This window comes from Streptomyces sp. CNB091 (genome assembly GCF_000377965.1).
Genome location: NZ_KB899009.1, coordinates 85,798 through 100,556 on the forward strand (window position 1 = coordinate 85,798; position 14,759 = coordinate 100,556).

At 70.6% G+C, this 14,759-nt stretch carries 12 protein-coding genes and 3 pseudogenes; 5 read left to right on the plus strand and 10 right to left on the minus strand.

What is annotated here, in order from left to right:
* Window positions 1-91: 91 nt before the first annotated feature.
* Complete coding sequence (locus D581_RS0130145; RefSeq protein ID WP_026291041.1) at window positions 92-1,207, minus strand: NADH:flavin oxidoreductase; 1,116 nt, start codon at window positions 1,205-1,207, stop codon at window positions 92-94.
* A gap of 376 nt (window positions 1,208-1,583) precedes the next feature.
* Here D581_RS0130145 and D581_RS0130150 point away from each other — a divergent pair, with 376 nt between their 5' ends.
* Together D581_RS0130150 and D581_RS0130155 are read left to right on the plus strand one after the other, a co-directional pair.
* Window positions 1,584-1,796, plus strand: coding sequence for a DUF4287 domain-containing protein (locus tag D581_RS0130150; RefSeq protein ID WP_018960855.1), 213 nt, complete (start codon window positions 1,584-1,586; stop codon window positions 1,794-1,796).
* 186 nt (window positions 1,797-1,982) lie between these two features.
* Window positions 1,983-2,756 carry a polysaccharide deacetylase family protein gene (locus tag D581_RS0130155; RefSeq protein WP_026291042.1) on the plus strand — a complete coding sequence of 258 codons (774 nt, stop codon included), beginning with the start codon at window positions 1,983-1,985 and terminating at the stop codon, window positions 2,754-2,756.
* Between the two features lie 63 nt (window positions 2,757-2,819).
* Here the strand turns inward: D581_RS0130155 and D581_RS0130160 are convergent, their stop codons facing one another.
* From D581_RS0130160 to D581_RS1000000142320, 3 genes and pseudogenes are all read right to left on the minus strand, one after another.
* Entirely contained in the window at window positions 2,820-3,482 is a 663-nt protein-coding gene (locus tag D581_RS0130160) for a hypothetical protein (protein ID WP_018960857.1), read from the minus strand.
* A gap of 212 nt (window positions 3,483-3,694) precedes the next feature.
* Window positions 3,695-6,250 (minus strand): NB-ARC domain-containing protein, encoded by a 2,556-nt coding sequence (locus D581_RS01000000137910; protein ID WP_026291043.1) that lies wholly within the window; start codon window positions 6,248-6,250, stop codon window positions 3,695-3,697.
* A 14-nt stretch (window positions 6,251-6,264) separates the two neighbouring features.
* Window positions 6,265-7,109 (minus strand): annotated as a pseudogene (locus tag D581_RS1000000142320) (AfsR/SARP family transcriptional regulator); the annotation flags it as partial.
* On the opposite strand from D581_RS1000000142320, the gene D581_RS0130175 reads away from it, so the two are divergent.
* Window positions 6,999-7,472, plus strand: a complete 474-nt coding sequence (locus tag D581_RS0130175; protein WP_051114658.1) for a hypothetical protein — start codon at window positions 6,999-7,001, stop codon at window positions 7,470-7,472. The pseudogene D581_RS1000000142320 and the gene D581_RS0130175 sit on opposite strands and share 111 nt — an antisense overlap.
* Window positions 7,473-7,595: 123 nt before the next feature.
* On the plus strand, window positions 7,596-8,258 hold the full coding sequence (locus tag D581_RS0130180; protein WP_018960859.1) for an SMI1/KNR4 family protein: 663 nt from the start codon (window positions 7,596-7,598) through the stop codon (window positions 8,256-8,258).
* Window positions 8,259-8,303: 45 nt separating this feature from the next.
* On the opposite strand, the gene D581_RS0130185 is transcribed toward D581_RS0130180, so the two are convergent.
* From D581_RS0130185 to D581_RS0130210, 6 genes and pseudogenes are all read right to left on the minus strand, one after another.
* On the minus strand, window positions 8,304-8,876 hold the full coding sequence (locus D581_RS0130185) for a hypothetical protein (protein ID WP_018960860.1): 573 nt from the start codon (window positions 8,874-8,876) through the stop codon (window positions 8,304-8,306).
* A gap of 62 nt (window positions 8,877-8,938) precedes the next feature.
* A pseudogene (locus tag D581_RS1000000141745) lies at window positions 8,939-9,049 on the minus strand (DNA-binding protein); the annotation flags it as partial.
* A gap of 349 nt (window positions 9,050-9,398) precedes the next feature.
* On the minus strand, window positions 9,399-9,818 hold the full coding sequence (locus tag D581_RS0130195; RefSeq protein WP_018960862.1) for an SCO4402 family protein: 420 nt from the start codon (window positions 9,816-9,818) through the stop codon (window positions 9,399-9,401).
* 251 nt (window positions 9,819-10,069) lie between these two features.
* On the minus strand, window positions 10,070-10,441 hold the full coding sequence (locus D581_RS0130200) for a DUF6193 family natural product biosynthesis protein (RefSeq protein WP_018960863.1): 372 nt from the start codon (window positions 10,439-10,441) through the stop codon (window positions 10,070-10,072).
* 114 nt (window positions 10,442-10,555) lie between these two features.
* Window positions 10,556-10,851: pseudogene (locus D581_RS0130205) on the minus strand (hypothetical protein); the annotation flags it as partial.
* 739 nt (window positions 10,852-11,590) lie between these two features.
* Entirely contained in the window at window positions 11,591-12,052 is a 462-nt protein-coding gene (locus D581_RS0130210) for a hypothetical protein (protein ID WP_486585894.1), read from the minus strand.
* A 230-nt stretch (window positions 12,053-12,282) separates the two neighbouring features.
* Between D581_RS0130210 and D581_RS0130215 the strand changes: the two genes are divergently transcribed.
* On the plus strand, window positions 12,283-14,022 hold the full coding sequence (locus D581_RS0130215) for a SpoIIE family protein phosphatase (protein ID WP_018960866.1): 1,740 nt from the start codon (window positions 12,283-12,285) through the stop codon (window positions 14,020-14,022).
* Window positions 14,023-14,759 lie beyond the last annotated feature (737 nt).

A 14,759-nucleotide genomic window follows, 5' to 3' on the forward strand; every position in this document is an offset into this window, starting at 1 on the left:
GGCCGGCCGCGCCCTGATCACCGCCATCCGCGCGGGCCTCCCGGCAGATGGCGGTGATCAGGGCATAGGCGCAGGGGCGAGGCCTCGCGGGTCAGCGCAGGGTCTTCAGCATCTCCGCGGTGAACGGGGTGATGTCCGAGGCGCGTCCGTGCAGGGTCTTCGCCGCCCATTCGGGATCGGCGATCAGCGCCCTGCCGACGGCGACCATGTCGAACTCGTCGCGCTCCATCCGGTCCAGCAGCTGCTCGATGCCGGTGACCTTGGAGTCGTTGCCCTGAAACGCGCTGAAGAAGTCGTCGTCCAGGCCGACCGAGCCGACGGTGAGGGTCGGCCTGCCGCTGATCTTCTTCACCCATCCGGCCAGGTTCAGGTCACTGCCCTCGAACTCCGGCAGCCAGTAGCGGCGGGTGGACGCGTGGAAGACGTCGACACCGGCCTCGGCCAGCGGTGTGAGCAGGGCGTCCAGCTCCTCCGGTGTCCCGGCGAGCTTCGCCTCGTAGGAGTCCATCTTCCACTGGGACATCCGGAAGAAGAGCGGGAAGGCGTCGGAGACGGCGGCGCGGCAGGCCGCCACGATCTCGGCCGCGAAACGGGTCCGGGAGACCAGGTCGCCACCGTAGGCGTCGGTACGCCGGTTGCTTCCGGACCACAGGAACTGGTCGATCAAGTAGCCGTGGGCGCCGTGCAGTTCGACGCCGTCGAAGCCGAGGCGCTCGGCGGCGGCCGCCGCGTCGGCGAAGGCCGCGATGACGTCGTCGAGGTCCTGCTGCGTCATGGCGCGCCCCTTGGGCTCGCCGCTCAGGGACAGGCCCGAGGGGCCGACCGGCTCGGCGTCCGGTACGGGCCCGGCGCCTTCGGTGCGGGTGACGCCCACGTGCCACAGCTGCGGGATGATCGCGCCGCCCGCGCGGTGCACGGAGTCCGCCACCTCTCCCCAGCCCGCGAGCGCCGCCTCGCCGTGGAAGCGCGGGACCCGGTCGCTGGTGCCCGCGGATGCGTGGTCGACGTAGGTGCCCTCGGTGATGATCAGCCCGACGTCGCCGGCGGCCCGCCGGGTGTAGTAGTCCACGACGTCCTGCCCCGGCACGCCGTCCGGGGAGAACTGCCGGGTCATGGGCGCCATCGCGATCCGGTTCCGGCTGGTGAGCCCGCGGACGGTGAACGGGCGGGAGAGGGTGTCCGCCGCGCGGGCTGCCGTGCCTGTCACGCCGGTCGGAGCGTGTGCCGTCACGTCTGTCACGTCGGTTTCCTGTCGATAGCCGGGGGTGTCCACCCGGCGCCAACACGCTCCGACCGCGTGGGAATCCCGGCACCGGCCCCGACCCGGGTAAAGTCTGGGCAAAGAACGGAGTCAGCCTCCGGTGACTGGGTGACTGGGTGACTGGGTGACTGGGTGACTGGGTGACTGGGTGACTGGGTGACTGGGTGGCCGGGTGACTCGGTGGCCGGGTGGCCGTCGGCGCGGCGGGGCACAGCGAGACTGTGACCTGAGCCACTCCCGATCACCGCTGAATTCACCGTCCGCCGCCGGTCATATCCCCGACACCTCCCGGACGGGGAGGGCATGACAGACGGGACGCCCCATGACCGACGCCGTGAAGGGCCCTGCCAGTTACTTCCCCTCGATCGAGAAGAAGTACGGCCGCCCGGTCTCCGAGTGGAAGGCCCTCATCCGCGCCTCGCCGCTCACCAGGCACATGGAGCTGGTCGCCTGGCTCAAGTCCGACCACGGACTGGGCCACGGCCACGCGAACGCCCTGGTCGCGCACACCCTTGCCGAGGGCAAGGTTCGCTGACCCGGTCTCCCGGCAGCCCTCGTTTGTCGCCGGCTCCCTGCAGCTGTGTCCGCGGTCGGTAACCGAGGCATCCCACCGGAGCGTTCGCCCGTCTGGATGGGCGAACGGAATCGGTGGGCGGACGGCATCGGTGGGTGCACGGCAGTGCACGGCATCGGTGGAGACAGCGAAATGGGGCGGGCGGACATGGGCAAGCACAAGGGAAGGGCATGGCACAGCCGGCTCCTCGCGGCGGCGCTCGGCGTGACGGCGCTGGCCGCCGCCACCTCGGTGTGGACCGCACAGGCCGACACCACCGGGGGGCGGCCGTCGGGAAGTGCCGCCTCGCCGGACGAGCGGGACCGGCCCGTGGCCAAGGTGGCGGCGGACATCGCGCACGCCTCGGACAGCGGGGAGCGGGGCGTCAACATCACCATCGACGACGGACCGGACCCGGTCTGGACGCCGCAGGTGCTGCGCCTGCTGAAGGACGAGGGCGTGAAGGCCACGTTCTGCATGGTGGGCACCCAGGCCCGGGCGTACCCGGACCTGGTCAAGCAGGTCGTGGCGGACGGCCACCGGCTGTGCAACCACACCGTCTCGCACGACACCACCATGGACACCAAGTCCGAGGCCTACCAGTCGCAGCAGATCCTGGAAGCCGAACGCATGATCATCAAGGCGTCCGGAGGCGTCCGGTCGCAGTACTACCGGGCCCCGGGAGGCGCTTTCACCCCGTACAGCCGGCAGCTCGCCGCATCCCACGGGATGCGACCGCTGGGCTGGAACGTCGACACCAAGGACTTCGAGCAGCCCGGCGCGGACACCATGGTCGCCACCGTCAAGCGCGAGATCTCCAACGGGCCGACCGTCCTCTTCCACGACGCGGGCGGGGAACGCTCCCAGACCTTGGCGGCTCTGCGCCAGGTCCTGCCCTGGCTGGAGGAGCAGGGCTACTCCTTCGGGTTCCCCGTGCGTTGATCGAGGCCCGCCCGCCCCGCCCGCCCCGCCCCCGTCAAGGCCGTTGACAGCCGGTACAGGACCTCAGCCGGCCCAGACGACCGGACTGTCGCTGTACGTGTCGCCCTCGTCGAACTGAGCGGCCGTGACCGGTGCGCCCTTCGTGGCCGTGAGCGAGCAGGTCTCGTACGAGGCGCCCTTGGTGGTGAACTCGCGGGGCGCGCTCTCCCTGTCGCACTTGCCGGGGATGTCGCCGATCAGCACGACCCCCGTGCCCGCACCCCCTTCGAGCACACCGTCCAGCTTCAGCGACGCGTAGGACAGGTCGGTGCCGCCGACGTTCTCCACCTTCATCTTGATGAAGTAGGGCGTCATCCCCTTCGCCTTGTCACCGAAGGCGGCCATATCGGCCTCGGCGCCCTTCTCGATCGCCGTGACGGTCACGGCGATGGTGCCCTTCTTGTCACTCGTGTACGCGAACGGCAGGACGGCCCTGTCGCCGACCTTGAGCTCGGTGCCGGGGGCGGCGACGTCCCCCTCGCCCCCTGCCGGAGCGTCGCCGTCACCGCTGTCGGCGGCGGGGCTCTCGCTGCCCGCCTCGCTGTCCGGCTCGGACGGGGCCGGGGCCGGGGCCGACGCCGTCGGTGAGTCCTTCGCCGCGGGCTCCCCGTCCTCGTCGCTGCAGGCCGAGAGCCCGAGCCCCAGGGAGACCACGGCGGCCGCGGACACGATACGTCGCTTGTGCACTACTACTACCTCACTGATCACGAGAACTGTTCCGTCGTTGACGCGCAGGGTGTCCTAGCACGGAATACGGCTGGTACACGCCCGGGGTGACGCCGGAAAGAGCACGTGCGGTTCCGTGCGATGCCGTGCCGTGCGGTGCGATGCCGTGCGGTGCCGTGCCGTTCCGTGCCGTGCGGTGCCGCACGATGCCGTGCCGTGCCGTTCGGCGAGGCTCAGCGGATCCTGTCCCGCACGACGGCCGCCTCGTCGGCCAGTCGCCGCCCGGTGCCGGCGTCGCCCGCCGCGTCCCGCAGCCCGGCGAGCTTCTCCAGTACGCCCGCGAGCAGGTACGGGTAGTCGATTCCGCGGGCCACCTCGACCGCGCGTTCCCCCCGGCCGATCGCGGCCGGCAGCTCACGCGGACCGTACAGGCGGGCATCGAGCAGGTCGATGAGGCCCCGCGTCTCGAACATGGGGTCGTGGAGTGCGTGCGCGATCTCGACGCCTTCGAGGAGACGGCGGCGCGCCTCGGCGTACTCGCCCCGGGCCAGGTGGAGACAGCCCCAGGCGTGGGCGGTGTAGAACGTGCCGGACGACCCGATGTTCCGGGCGCACTCGCCCAGTTCGGTGAACGACTCCTCGGCCTCCGCGGTCCGGCCGAGTGCGAGCTGTGCCTGGCCGAGCCAGTAGGTGTCCCGCGCGATCAGGGTCCGGATGCCCTGCTTCCGCGCCCCGTCGATGATCTCCGTGAGGACCGCCGCCGCGCGCTTAGGCCGACCCGCCTGCAGATGAGCGAGGCCGACCTGGGAGTACGCGTGCAGGGCCGCGGCCGGCTGCCCGCCCGCGTCGAGCCGTACGAAGGCCTCGCGGCCGGCGGTGATCGCCTCGGTCAGCCGGCCGTTGGGTACGAGGAAGAACGGCGCGTTGCTCAGCGCCTCCAGATAGCCCCGCTGGTCCCCGATCCGCTCGAACAGCTCCATGGCCTCGGTGTTGGACTCCTCGGCCGGACCGTAGTGGCGCCGGGTGTAGAGCAGGCCGGCCATCGAGATGAGCAGTCTGGCCCGGCCCCGCAGATTGCCCGCGGCCCTGGCCAGGCCCATCGCCGTCTCGTAGCACTCCTGCCAGTCGTCGAAGTACCGCTCCGTCTCGAACAGCGCGTGCCCGCCCACGGCCAGTTCCCAGCAGAGCTCGTCCCTGCCCAGCTCGGCGGCCTGCCGCACACCTGCCACCAGGGGGACCCGTTCCGCGTCCAGCAACCGCATCGGCGGCACGGAGGGCGGCAGGCTCGCCTCCACCAGCGCCGGATGCCACCGGTCGGCGTCCCGCTGGAACATGTTCTGTCCCATGTGGTCGCGGTCGGCGATGTCCGTGAAGGCCAGGAGCGCGCTGAGGACGCGGACGACGGCCCCGCTCCGGGCCGCCACCGGCTCCTCCGCCTCCGCGCGTTCCCGGGCGTACGCGCGGATCAGGTCGTGGAACCCGTAACGCGCCTGGCCGTTGGGCGTTCCGGTGACGTCGAGGAGGTGGACGTCGACCAGCTCGTCGAGGAGTTCCTGGGCCGCCGGCAGCCCGGTGTCGAGCGCGGCGGCCGCCGCCCAGAGCGGGAAATCGGGCGCCTCCAGCAACCCGAGGAGCCGGAACAGCCGCCGCGCCCCGGGCCGGATCCCCTCGTAGCTCAGCCCGAAACTGGCCCGTACCTCAAGATCGCGATAGCGCAGGGCGTCCAGCCGGTGCTGTTCGTCCGCCAGCCGTGCCACGAGATCCGCCGGGCGCCAGTGCGGCCGGGACACCAGGAGCGCCCCGGCGATGCGCAGTGCCAGCGGCAGCCGCGCGCACAGCCGTACCAGGTCGGACAGCTCCGCCGGGGCGGCCGAGGCCAGCCGGCCGCCCGTGCCGCGCAGCATGGCCAGACTGTCGGCCTCGGACATCTCGCGGAGCTCGACCCGGTGCGCACCCCCCAGGCCGGCCAGCCGCACCCGACCGGTGGCGATGACGCCGCAGGTGCCGCTCGTCGGCAGCAGGGGCGCCAACTGCTCCTCGTCGTACGCGTCGTCGAGCACCACCAGGATCCGCCGCTCGGCCAGCATGCCCCGATAGAGGTCCGTGCGCTCCTCCGGATCGTCCGGCACCGCCGTGGCGGGCACTCCCAGCGCCCGCAGGAAGCGGCCGAGCACCGTGGCGGGGGAGACCCGCTGCGTACGTGCGCCGTCCAGCGCCGCGAACAGCTGACCATCGGGGTACGCGGACCGCAGCCGATGCGAGGCCTGCACCGCGAGGGCGGTCTTGCCGACCCCGCCGGGGCCCGAGATCGTCACCGTGGCGGCCGGTTCGTCCGCGGCGCGGTGCGCGCGGAGCCGGGCGTCGATCTCCGCCAACTCCGCGCGCTGCCCGCTGAAGTCGCCGAGCGCCGGGGGCAGCATCCGGGCGCCGGTGACGATGCGCCGGCCCTGTTCCCGGCCCGGCTCCTGGTCCTGTTCCCGGTCCGGTTCCTGGTCCTGTTCCCGGTCCGGTTCCTGGCCCTGTTCCCGGTCCGGTTCCTGGCCCTGGTCAGGTTCCTGGCCCGGCTTCCCGCCCGGCTTCCCATCCGGCTTTCCGCCCGGTTTCGCGTCCGGAACCGGCCGGTCCAGTGCGGGGTCCTCGCCGAGGACGGCCCGGTGCAGGTCCCGCAACCTGTGCCCGGGCTCCACGCCGGTCTCCTCGGCCAGGACCTCACGGACCTGGAGGTAGGCCTGCAGCGCGTCCGCCCCCGCCGGCCGCAGCGGTACAGCGCGAGCATGAGCTGGGCCCACATCCGCTCGCGGAACGGGTGCTCCATCGTCAGCCCCGTCAGCTCGCCGAGAAGCTCGCTGTGCCGGCCGAGCCGCAGATCGACGTCGATCCGCTCCTCGACCACACCGAGCCGGAGTTCATCGAGGCGCGTGGCCCCCGGGCCCAGCGCCGGCAGATCGGCGACCCCGGCGAACGCGGGCCCCGCCAAAGCCCCAGGGCCTCCGCGAAGAGCCGCCGCGACCGCTCGCGTTCACCCGCCGCCAGCGCGGTCCGGGCCGCGTCCGTCAGGTCCTCGAAGCGTGCCGCGTCCACCTCGGCACGGTCGGCCCGCAGTACGTAGCCCCGTCTCTCGCGGGCGATGCGTCCCGGGTCGCCCAGGCGGTGCCGGAGCCGGTGGACGTAGGTCTGCACGTTCTTGGCGGCGCTCTTCGGCTGTTCCTCGCCCCAGACCGCTTCCACCAGCGCGTCATCGGAGACCGGTCGGCCCGGTCGGCTCATCAGGACCGCCAGGAGGATCCGACCTTTCGGCGTGCCCAGTTCCAGCGGTACGCCGGCCCGCCACACGGTCAGCGGACCCAGCACCCCGAAGGCCACAGCTCCTGCCCCCCACCTTCGACCGCCACTGTAACGGCCACCGTCCGCGTCCGGCCCGACGGAGCCGCCAGGTGGTGCGAGGCGGGCCGTTCCGGGGTGGGGCTGATGCTCAGGGGTTCGCACCCGCCAGTAGAGTTCGATGCTTGTTCGATTCGATGCGAGGTGGGGGGACGGATGGTGGGCACACAACTGAGAGACGTCGCACAGGAGTTGGCGACGGTGCTGTGGCGGGAGCACACCCTGTACCGGGAGCGGTCCGGGGGGATGGTCATCCGGGGTGAACACGTACGGCGGTGGATCAGCCTCGCTCCGGCGGGCGGCCGGGACGAGATTCTCGTACGCGCGGGCCGCATCCTGGACGGCGGCACCACCGCTCCGGCGCGTTCGGAGGCCGTGGTGCCCCTCTCCGCCGGTACGGGCGTGCTCGCCGCGACCTGCCGGCGCCTGCTGGCCGACGCGGCGGCCGACGCGGCGCGGCCCGCTCCGGACCGGGCGGACACGGGGCGGTCCCGGCGGTCCCGGCGGCCCCGCAGGTCCGCGCGGCGCAACGGCAGGGGAAGGCACACCGGTTTCAGCTCATGGGTGATCCTCGTGTGCGTCGCCGGTGTGATCGCCCTGTTCGCCTACACCTCCGCGATGCACGGGTGACGTGACGTGACGTGACGTGACGTGACGTCACGTGACGCGGGGCGGGGCGGGGCGTCGGCAAGGAGCTACCCGGACCGGGGCCGCACCGGTGAATGTCAGTACCCACTGGCAGGATCCCGTGCCATGACCGCACCGATCAGTGAGTCGTGGACGCGCATCGAGAACTGGCTGGCCGAGCACGCGCCGACGACCTACGGGGCGCTGGCGCCGCCCGCCGATCCGGCGGATATCGCCGCGACCGAACGGGACATCGGCCACCCGCTCCCGAGGCCCCTGGTGACGTCGCTGCTGCGGCACGACGGCCTCCGCGACCAGGGAGGGGAACTGCTGCCCGGGTTCTACAGGCCGATCGGCGCACGCCGGATCGCGGACGAGTGGCGGCGCCTCACCGTGTACTACGACAGGCGCACTGCGGAGGAGGTCGGGGACGACGAGGTGGACTTCGACTTCATGGGCAGGGGGTTCAGCCGCGTTCTCTACGGACATCCCCGGTTGATCCCCATCGCACGGGACGTGGGCGGGGACTACCTCGTCCTGGATCAGCGCCCGGAGATCGACCGCGGGCGTGTCCATCAAGCCGAGGCCGTGGAGGGCGTCACGCGTGGATCCCATGAGGTGTGGGCGTCCCTGCCCGTGCTCATGGAGGCCGTAGCCGCGTCGCTGGAGACCGGCCGGCCCGTCGAATACTTCAGGCCCGAGGTGGACGAGCAACAGCGGCTGCGGTGGAACGTCATACCGCTGCCCGAGGACCGGGCCATGGAGGACCGGGCTGTGCGTCAGCCATGACGAGGGCACCCGCCGCCGGCCGACGACGTCAGTGAGCGGCGCGTGTCAGCGCGTGGCGTCCCGCTCCGCCGACCACATGGCGGACCGGTGAACCACGGGACCGTCGACGCGGACCGCCCCCGCCGCCCAGGCGGCCCAGAGCAGTTCCTGGCACCCGAAGAAGGGTTCCCCCCAGCTGTCCACCCAGAGGTGGACGCGGTCCGGCCCGACCTGTGTGGCGTCCCACCACGCCCAGCCCCGGGAGCTCTCGTCGGGAGCGAAACGGTGCAGCCAGTCGTGGAGCTCCCACGGCCGGCCGCCCCCGGTGTGCGTCACGTACCCGTCGCGGCCGGCCCGTGCGAACTGCGGGGCGGACCGCTTCCCGCTCCCGGGACTCACAGCGGTGAACCAGTCCGGTACACCGTCGACCGGGAGGTCCTCCTGCTCGAAATCCGCGGTGCGGCCCAGCCGCACCGCGGCGGATAGCACCGACCGCAGGCGCCGCCCGTACGCCGCCGCGCCCCCGGAGACGTCAACGGCGAAGAGGGCGAGAACGGGCGGCGCGAGGGCGGCACTCGGGCGGTCCCGCAGGCGCTGGAGTTCGGCGGCCAGGCTGTCGGTGGTGTGGGTGTGCGTCATAGGAGGAAGTACACCCTGCCCGGGCTACGCGACGACTCGGCTACGGGCGGGGGTCACGAGGTCGCCCCCATGTCGTGGAAGACCTGAAGCATGGTGAGGACCTTGCGATCCTGGGCGATCCAGGCGGAGAGCCCTTCCGAGTCCAGGACGACGGTCTCGATGCGCTCGCTCACACGGCACCCGCGCCCTCGGAGGTGCCGGCGTCGCTGAAGATCTTCACGTTCGCCTCAGCGAGCTCCTCGTCGCCGAAGGGCCCGTTCTCGTCCTTGTGACGGCGGAGGTCGTCGCCCAGGAGCTGGCGCCGGATCTGGGTCAGGGCCGGCGCCGCTCAAGGGCAAGCGAAAGGCCCTGGCCATCGACCAGGGCCTCTGTCAAAGAGCGGATGACGAGAATCGAACTCGCGAGGACCGTGGTCAGCCGCTGATCCGGAATGCCGGCACGAACGGACGAGACGGCCTTGTTGCCGGCGGCTGCCGCTGGTCGCGGTGTGGAGAAGGCGAGAAGGCGGTGCCGCAACGCGACTCACTGTGGTGCTTCGCTTGATACCCGGGCCTCATGCAGTGCGAGAAGCTCGCCGAGGTCATTGGCGATCATGACCTGGGCGAGGCGGCCGGCAACGGCCACGACCTGCGGCCAACTGTCGGCGCGCAGGTATTCCGCGTCCCTTTCGTTCGGGGCCTCCGACTGGACGGTGTCGAGCGCGGCGCCGAGCTGCCGCATGAGTGCGACCTCTTCCTCGGTACGCAGGCCGATGCCGAGGTACCGCTCTGGGTGGTCGGCATCGCAGAAGTCGTCGAACAGAGTGTGGAAGATGTGGTCCAGGTTCTCGAATGTGGACGGATCGAGCCATACATCGTGCTGCCAGGGCGGATTGGCCAGCGCCAGCACCGCCGGTACGAGATGGATCCGAACGCGTGCCGTAATGAGCATGTCATCGTCCACCCGGCGGATCCTAGCGGTCGTGCACTCGTGGGGCGTCCACGCTCCACGAGTGCACGGAACATGGGCGGGATGCACTGGGGTCTCGTCTTGTGGTGCCCGTCTCCTGCGGGAGTGCCCCGATTCGAGCATCGTTTCCCATGTTTCAGCCCCGTACGGAGCAGGTCCGTGTGCGCCTCAGCAGCACCGCCGACGGGTCTTCGTGCCCCGTGGGCCGCTATACCGGCGCGGCCCCCTGTGGGAAGGCGCTGCGATCACAGGTCGTCCGCAGTGCCGACTACGGCGGGACCGCAGTTGTCAGGGAGGTTGGCTGCGATCAACTCGTAGGCCTCTTCGACAGTGTCGGCCACACCGATGAGGGTCTTGTCGGATCCGCGGCGCACTCGATAGCCGCCCGCGCTTTGAGGGAAAGCCGTTCCCACATCACGTGACCACGGGTACTGGGTGCACCGGCTCAGGTACAGGACGCCGTGGCTGACCATGGGCCAGAGCTCGCGCAGCGACGGGTGCTGGTAAGCAGCTCGGGGAACGGCCGGATTGATGAGGTCCGTGCCGGAGGACAGGATATCGGACCAATCTGCTGCCACGATCTCAGCCGCACTTCGGGACTTTTCGTTGCTCGCCATGATTTTCGTTACCTCAAGTGTGCCGGCGGGTTCGACAGGTCTGGTTGTATCTCGGGAATATTCGGCTTGGGTACGGTGACTTCCTTGTGTCCCCCTTCCTTGTTTCGGGTGTGCCGCGAGCACGCCCAGGTGGACCATTGCCGCGTACTTCATGGCTTCGATCGCTGTGGCCGCGTTGTCCAGCGCGCCTTGCCCCAGTGCCCGTTGAGCGCGTCGAGGGCTTCACCGCTGCCGGAGGACAGCAGGCGTTGCACGTGCTGGTTGGCAAGGTGACCGTCGTCCTCGACATCGTCGGCGAACTCCCGGAGGGCGTCGGCCGTGTCCCGGTACGCGTCTTCGTCGACGTTCGGCCAGTTGATCCCGATGAGGTCAAGCATGGTGTCGGCCCAATCGGGCACGGTTACAGCCACAGTGCGAAGTCCCCCCGTACAACGCCGCGTTCACTGAATGCAGATGCGAACAGGATCTCATTTCCGGGCCGTGATACCAAGATCGTTTAAGTTTGGCGTGCATGGGCGGGCAGGCAGCTGCGAGGTGAAACTGTTGACGTCTGGCGCCCGGTTTCTCGCGGCGGGGCGCGGCGGCGAGGCGACGGAGGGGAGGCCCGTACCCTGAGGGGGCGTCCCGGCGGAGGTCGGGTGTCGGAGGGGCGCGGCCGCTGGTTGGCCGGTCCGTACTGAGGGCGCGCCACCTGGTCCGGACCTGGTGCGCGACGCCTGAACTGGTCCAGACAACAAACAAGGCCCGGGTCGATGACCTGGGCCTCAGCCGTGGAGCGGGTGACGAGAATCGAACTCGCGCTCTGAGCTTGGGAAGCAGCGGTGCTTGGGCTACCTGAGGAGATCTGACCTGTGCTTTCCCGTCGGGCGAGGTGTATGGCTACGCGTTCTGGAAACCGTACGTGACCGCTGTTGTCCGCTCTGCTGGGCACGGATGGGGCACCAGGGCAGCGGTGCGGCGGACCCTGGCAGGGGGTTGCTCGGTGGTGGTCCGGCGAGTCAGAGTCAGAGCCGGATGGATGCGGACTGTGTGCCGCGGAGTTGGATCATGTCGGACCCCGCGAGTCGGCCTGAGCCAATCGAGAGGCCCCAGGCAGTCCGATCGACGTCCGGCGGCCCTGTTGAGATCGCCGCTCCCCACGCGGGCCCCCTACAGGCCAAGGGGGATGACGTCCAGAGCGGCAAGCGGCCCCGCCAGACCGATGGCGACCAGGGCCGCGGCCATGACGAGGGACAGCAGGCAGACACAGCCGGCGAAGATCAGAGTTCCCGTGGTGCGGCGGCCGATCTGGGCCGTGTCCCAATCTGGGGCGGGATCGTGGAGGATCTCCACTCGCTCGCCGGACGTGTAGTCGTCGGTGAGGCGCCGGGTGCGCCTCTCGACGTCGGTGAACTCAGAGGTTCGGGCGTACACCCGGCGCCCCTCGACGAGGACGCCGCGGGTGCGCAGCTGCCATGCCTCCCGGCCCATCTCCCCTCGCGCGCGCACCCCGTGGCCGACCGGCACCGCGATGGAGCCGACCAGCCAGCATCCCAGCGCGACGTAGCACTCGCGCGCGCCGAGCAGGCCGGTCGTCAGCATCAGCGCGGCCGCCAGCAGGTAAAACCCCACAGACAGCCGAAGCACCGTACGGCTCCGGCCCCGCGACGGCTTTTTCGGCGGGGCCGGTGGGGCCGCCACGTCGGCCTCGGCAGGCGACGCGTCCGATGTCATGCGGGCAGTCCAGAGCTTGATTCAAACGACAGGCCCTAGCTGGGAGATCATGGTTTTTCATCTTATATTTGGATAATGCGCTCAACAGAGGTCACGTCTTCCCCCGCCAGGTCGACGGAGACCGCAGGATGAAGGACTCCGGAAGGCTGGAGGCGCTGCGGCTGGCGGGGCTGACCGCGGCGGCCGACCCCGGCATGGACCGCTTCGCCCGGTTGGTCACGCGCGTTCTCCGCGTTCCGGTGTCCCTGGTCTCGCTGCTGGAGGCCGACCGGCAGGTGTTTCCCGGGATGGTCGGATTGTCCGGGGTCTGGGCGGCCCGGCGCGAAACCCCCTTGAGTCACTCCTTCTGCCAGCACGTCGTCGCGGACGGCAAGCCGCTGATCCTCAGCGACACCCGGTCGTCTCCCCGCACCTGCGACAGCCTCGCCATCCCCGACCTCCAGGTGGTCGCGTACGCCGGTATGCCCCTTACCGACGCGGACGGGCATGTCCTCGGATCGCTCTGCGCCATCGATCACGAGCCTCGCGAGTGGACGGCGGACGAGATGCGCGATCTTGAGGATCTGACCGCGGCCTGCTCGATGGAGCTGAGGCTGAGGATCGCCTCGGAGTTGATCCAGCGGGACCGCGACCACGCCGGCCTCCTTCTGCGCGCGGCCATCGAGCTCGCCCACGCCCGCGATCTCACAGATCTGACCCGGCGCCTGCGCCACCTGTTCCAGGGGCCGGCCGAGCCCACGTTCGTGGGCCTGCTCCTGGCGGACGGCGGAAAGCTGTGGCGCGTGATCGACCCGGAGGACATACGGCCGGTGGAGAGCGCCATCGACCATCTGGAGTGGGACGCCTCCTTCCCCAGCGCCCTGGCCATGCGCGAGCAACGCGCCGTCTTCGTACCGGACCGCCCCACGCTTCTGCGCGGCTTCGGGCCCGAGGCCGTCGCCGGGTACGACTCGCTGGGTCTGGAGTCCGTGATGTGCGTTCCGCTGCCGGACCGGCGCGGTGTCCTGACGTGGTGCTGGTCCCGCCCCCACGTGCTGGCGCCGACAGAGGAGGCCGTCCTCACCACGGTGGCGGGTTACGTGAGCCAGGCGGTGGAGCGTACCCGTTTCGTGGCCAACCGGCTGAGCACCGCAGAGCAGCTGCAGGCCGCGATGCTCACCGAGCTGCCGGACGTGCCGGGCCTGGAGATGGCGGCCCTGTACCTGCCGGCCGCCGACCAGGACATGGTCGGCGGCGACTGGTACGACGCGTATCCGCTGCCGACGGTGCCGCCCGCGACCCGGCCCGCCCTGATGGTCTCGATCGGCGACGTCATCGGGCACGACGTCCAGGCCGCCACAGTGATGGGCCAGATCCGCAGCATGCTCCGACAGGCGAGCCTCGACGACCCGGCCCACTCTCCCTCCGCCGCCCTCGACGCGGTCGACCGAGCCATCGGCACCCTGCCCCTGGGTCTGGGTGCCACAGCGGTCCACGCCCGCCTCGACCTCGACGACGGTCGGTGGCGGCTGACGTGGTCCAACGCCGGACATCCGCCGCCGCTGCTGCACACGCTGGAAGGGGGCGTCTTGTCCCTGGGCGACCACGATCTGCTCCTCCTCGGCACGTCGGAGGGCGACCCGCCCCGCCACGACCACACGCGCGACCTCCCGCCGGGCAGCGTGCTCCTCCTCTACACCGACGGCCTGGTCGAACGCCGCGACGCGGACATCGACGTCGGCACCGCCCGCACGACTGCCGTGCTCGCCCGCGACCGCGACAAACCCCTGCCCCTCCTCCTGGAAGCCCTTTCCGAGGGCCTGGCGGACATCCCGCAACGGGACGACGTGGCGGTACTCGCCGTCCGGGTCACCCGGACGGAGCTATGACGGAACGCCGGCTCCTGATAAGCGCGGACCTCACGCGCCGTTACCCGTGCCACGGCCATCCGCAGCTGGAGAACGTCGGCTGCCGCGACTCTCTGAGCCACGGCTCCGGCCATCGCACTCGGGACCGCGGGCGTGACAGCGTCGGCGCCCTCAGGGAAGCCGAAACCCGGCCAGCGGCAGCGTCGAGAGCTTCTTGTTCGGAGAGCCCTGGGGTCGGGCACCATCAACCGTGATGGCGACAACATCCTCGTACAGCTCCACCGTGTGGCCGACAGCACCGGACCGGGCGAGGCACCCTGGCCCGGTACCCGGACACACCCCGGCTCCGTACGGGCGGACATTCATGATCGACAACCGCTGGACAGCCGGTCACGCGCTTGCCGGCGCCCATTGAGTCGGGGATCAACGCACAGCCGAATTCGAGGTCATGATGTGCGCGATCCTCTCCGACCCCGAGTGCGTACCGAGCGTGCCTAGCCGGGCCCGGCGCTGGGCGCCCGATACGGCAGAAGTCGCCGATACGCTCCGAGCACCTGCGCCGTAGCCTCCGGAGAAGGCGGAGGCTACGGCGCAGGTGCTCGCTTTCTGGGAGCAAGATAAGGGCCAGTGGGCCTTCCCGGTCAAAGATGTCCTCGCTCAGTTCCGGTCAGGGAAGAGCATGTAGACGAGTCCAGACAACAAACAAGGCCCGGGTCGATGACCTGGGCCTCAGTCGTGGAGCGGGTGACGAGAATCGA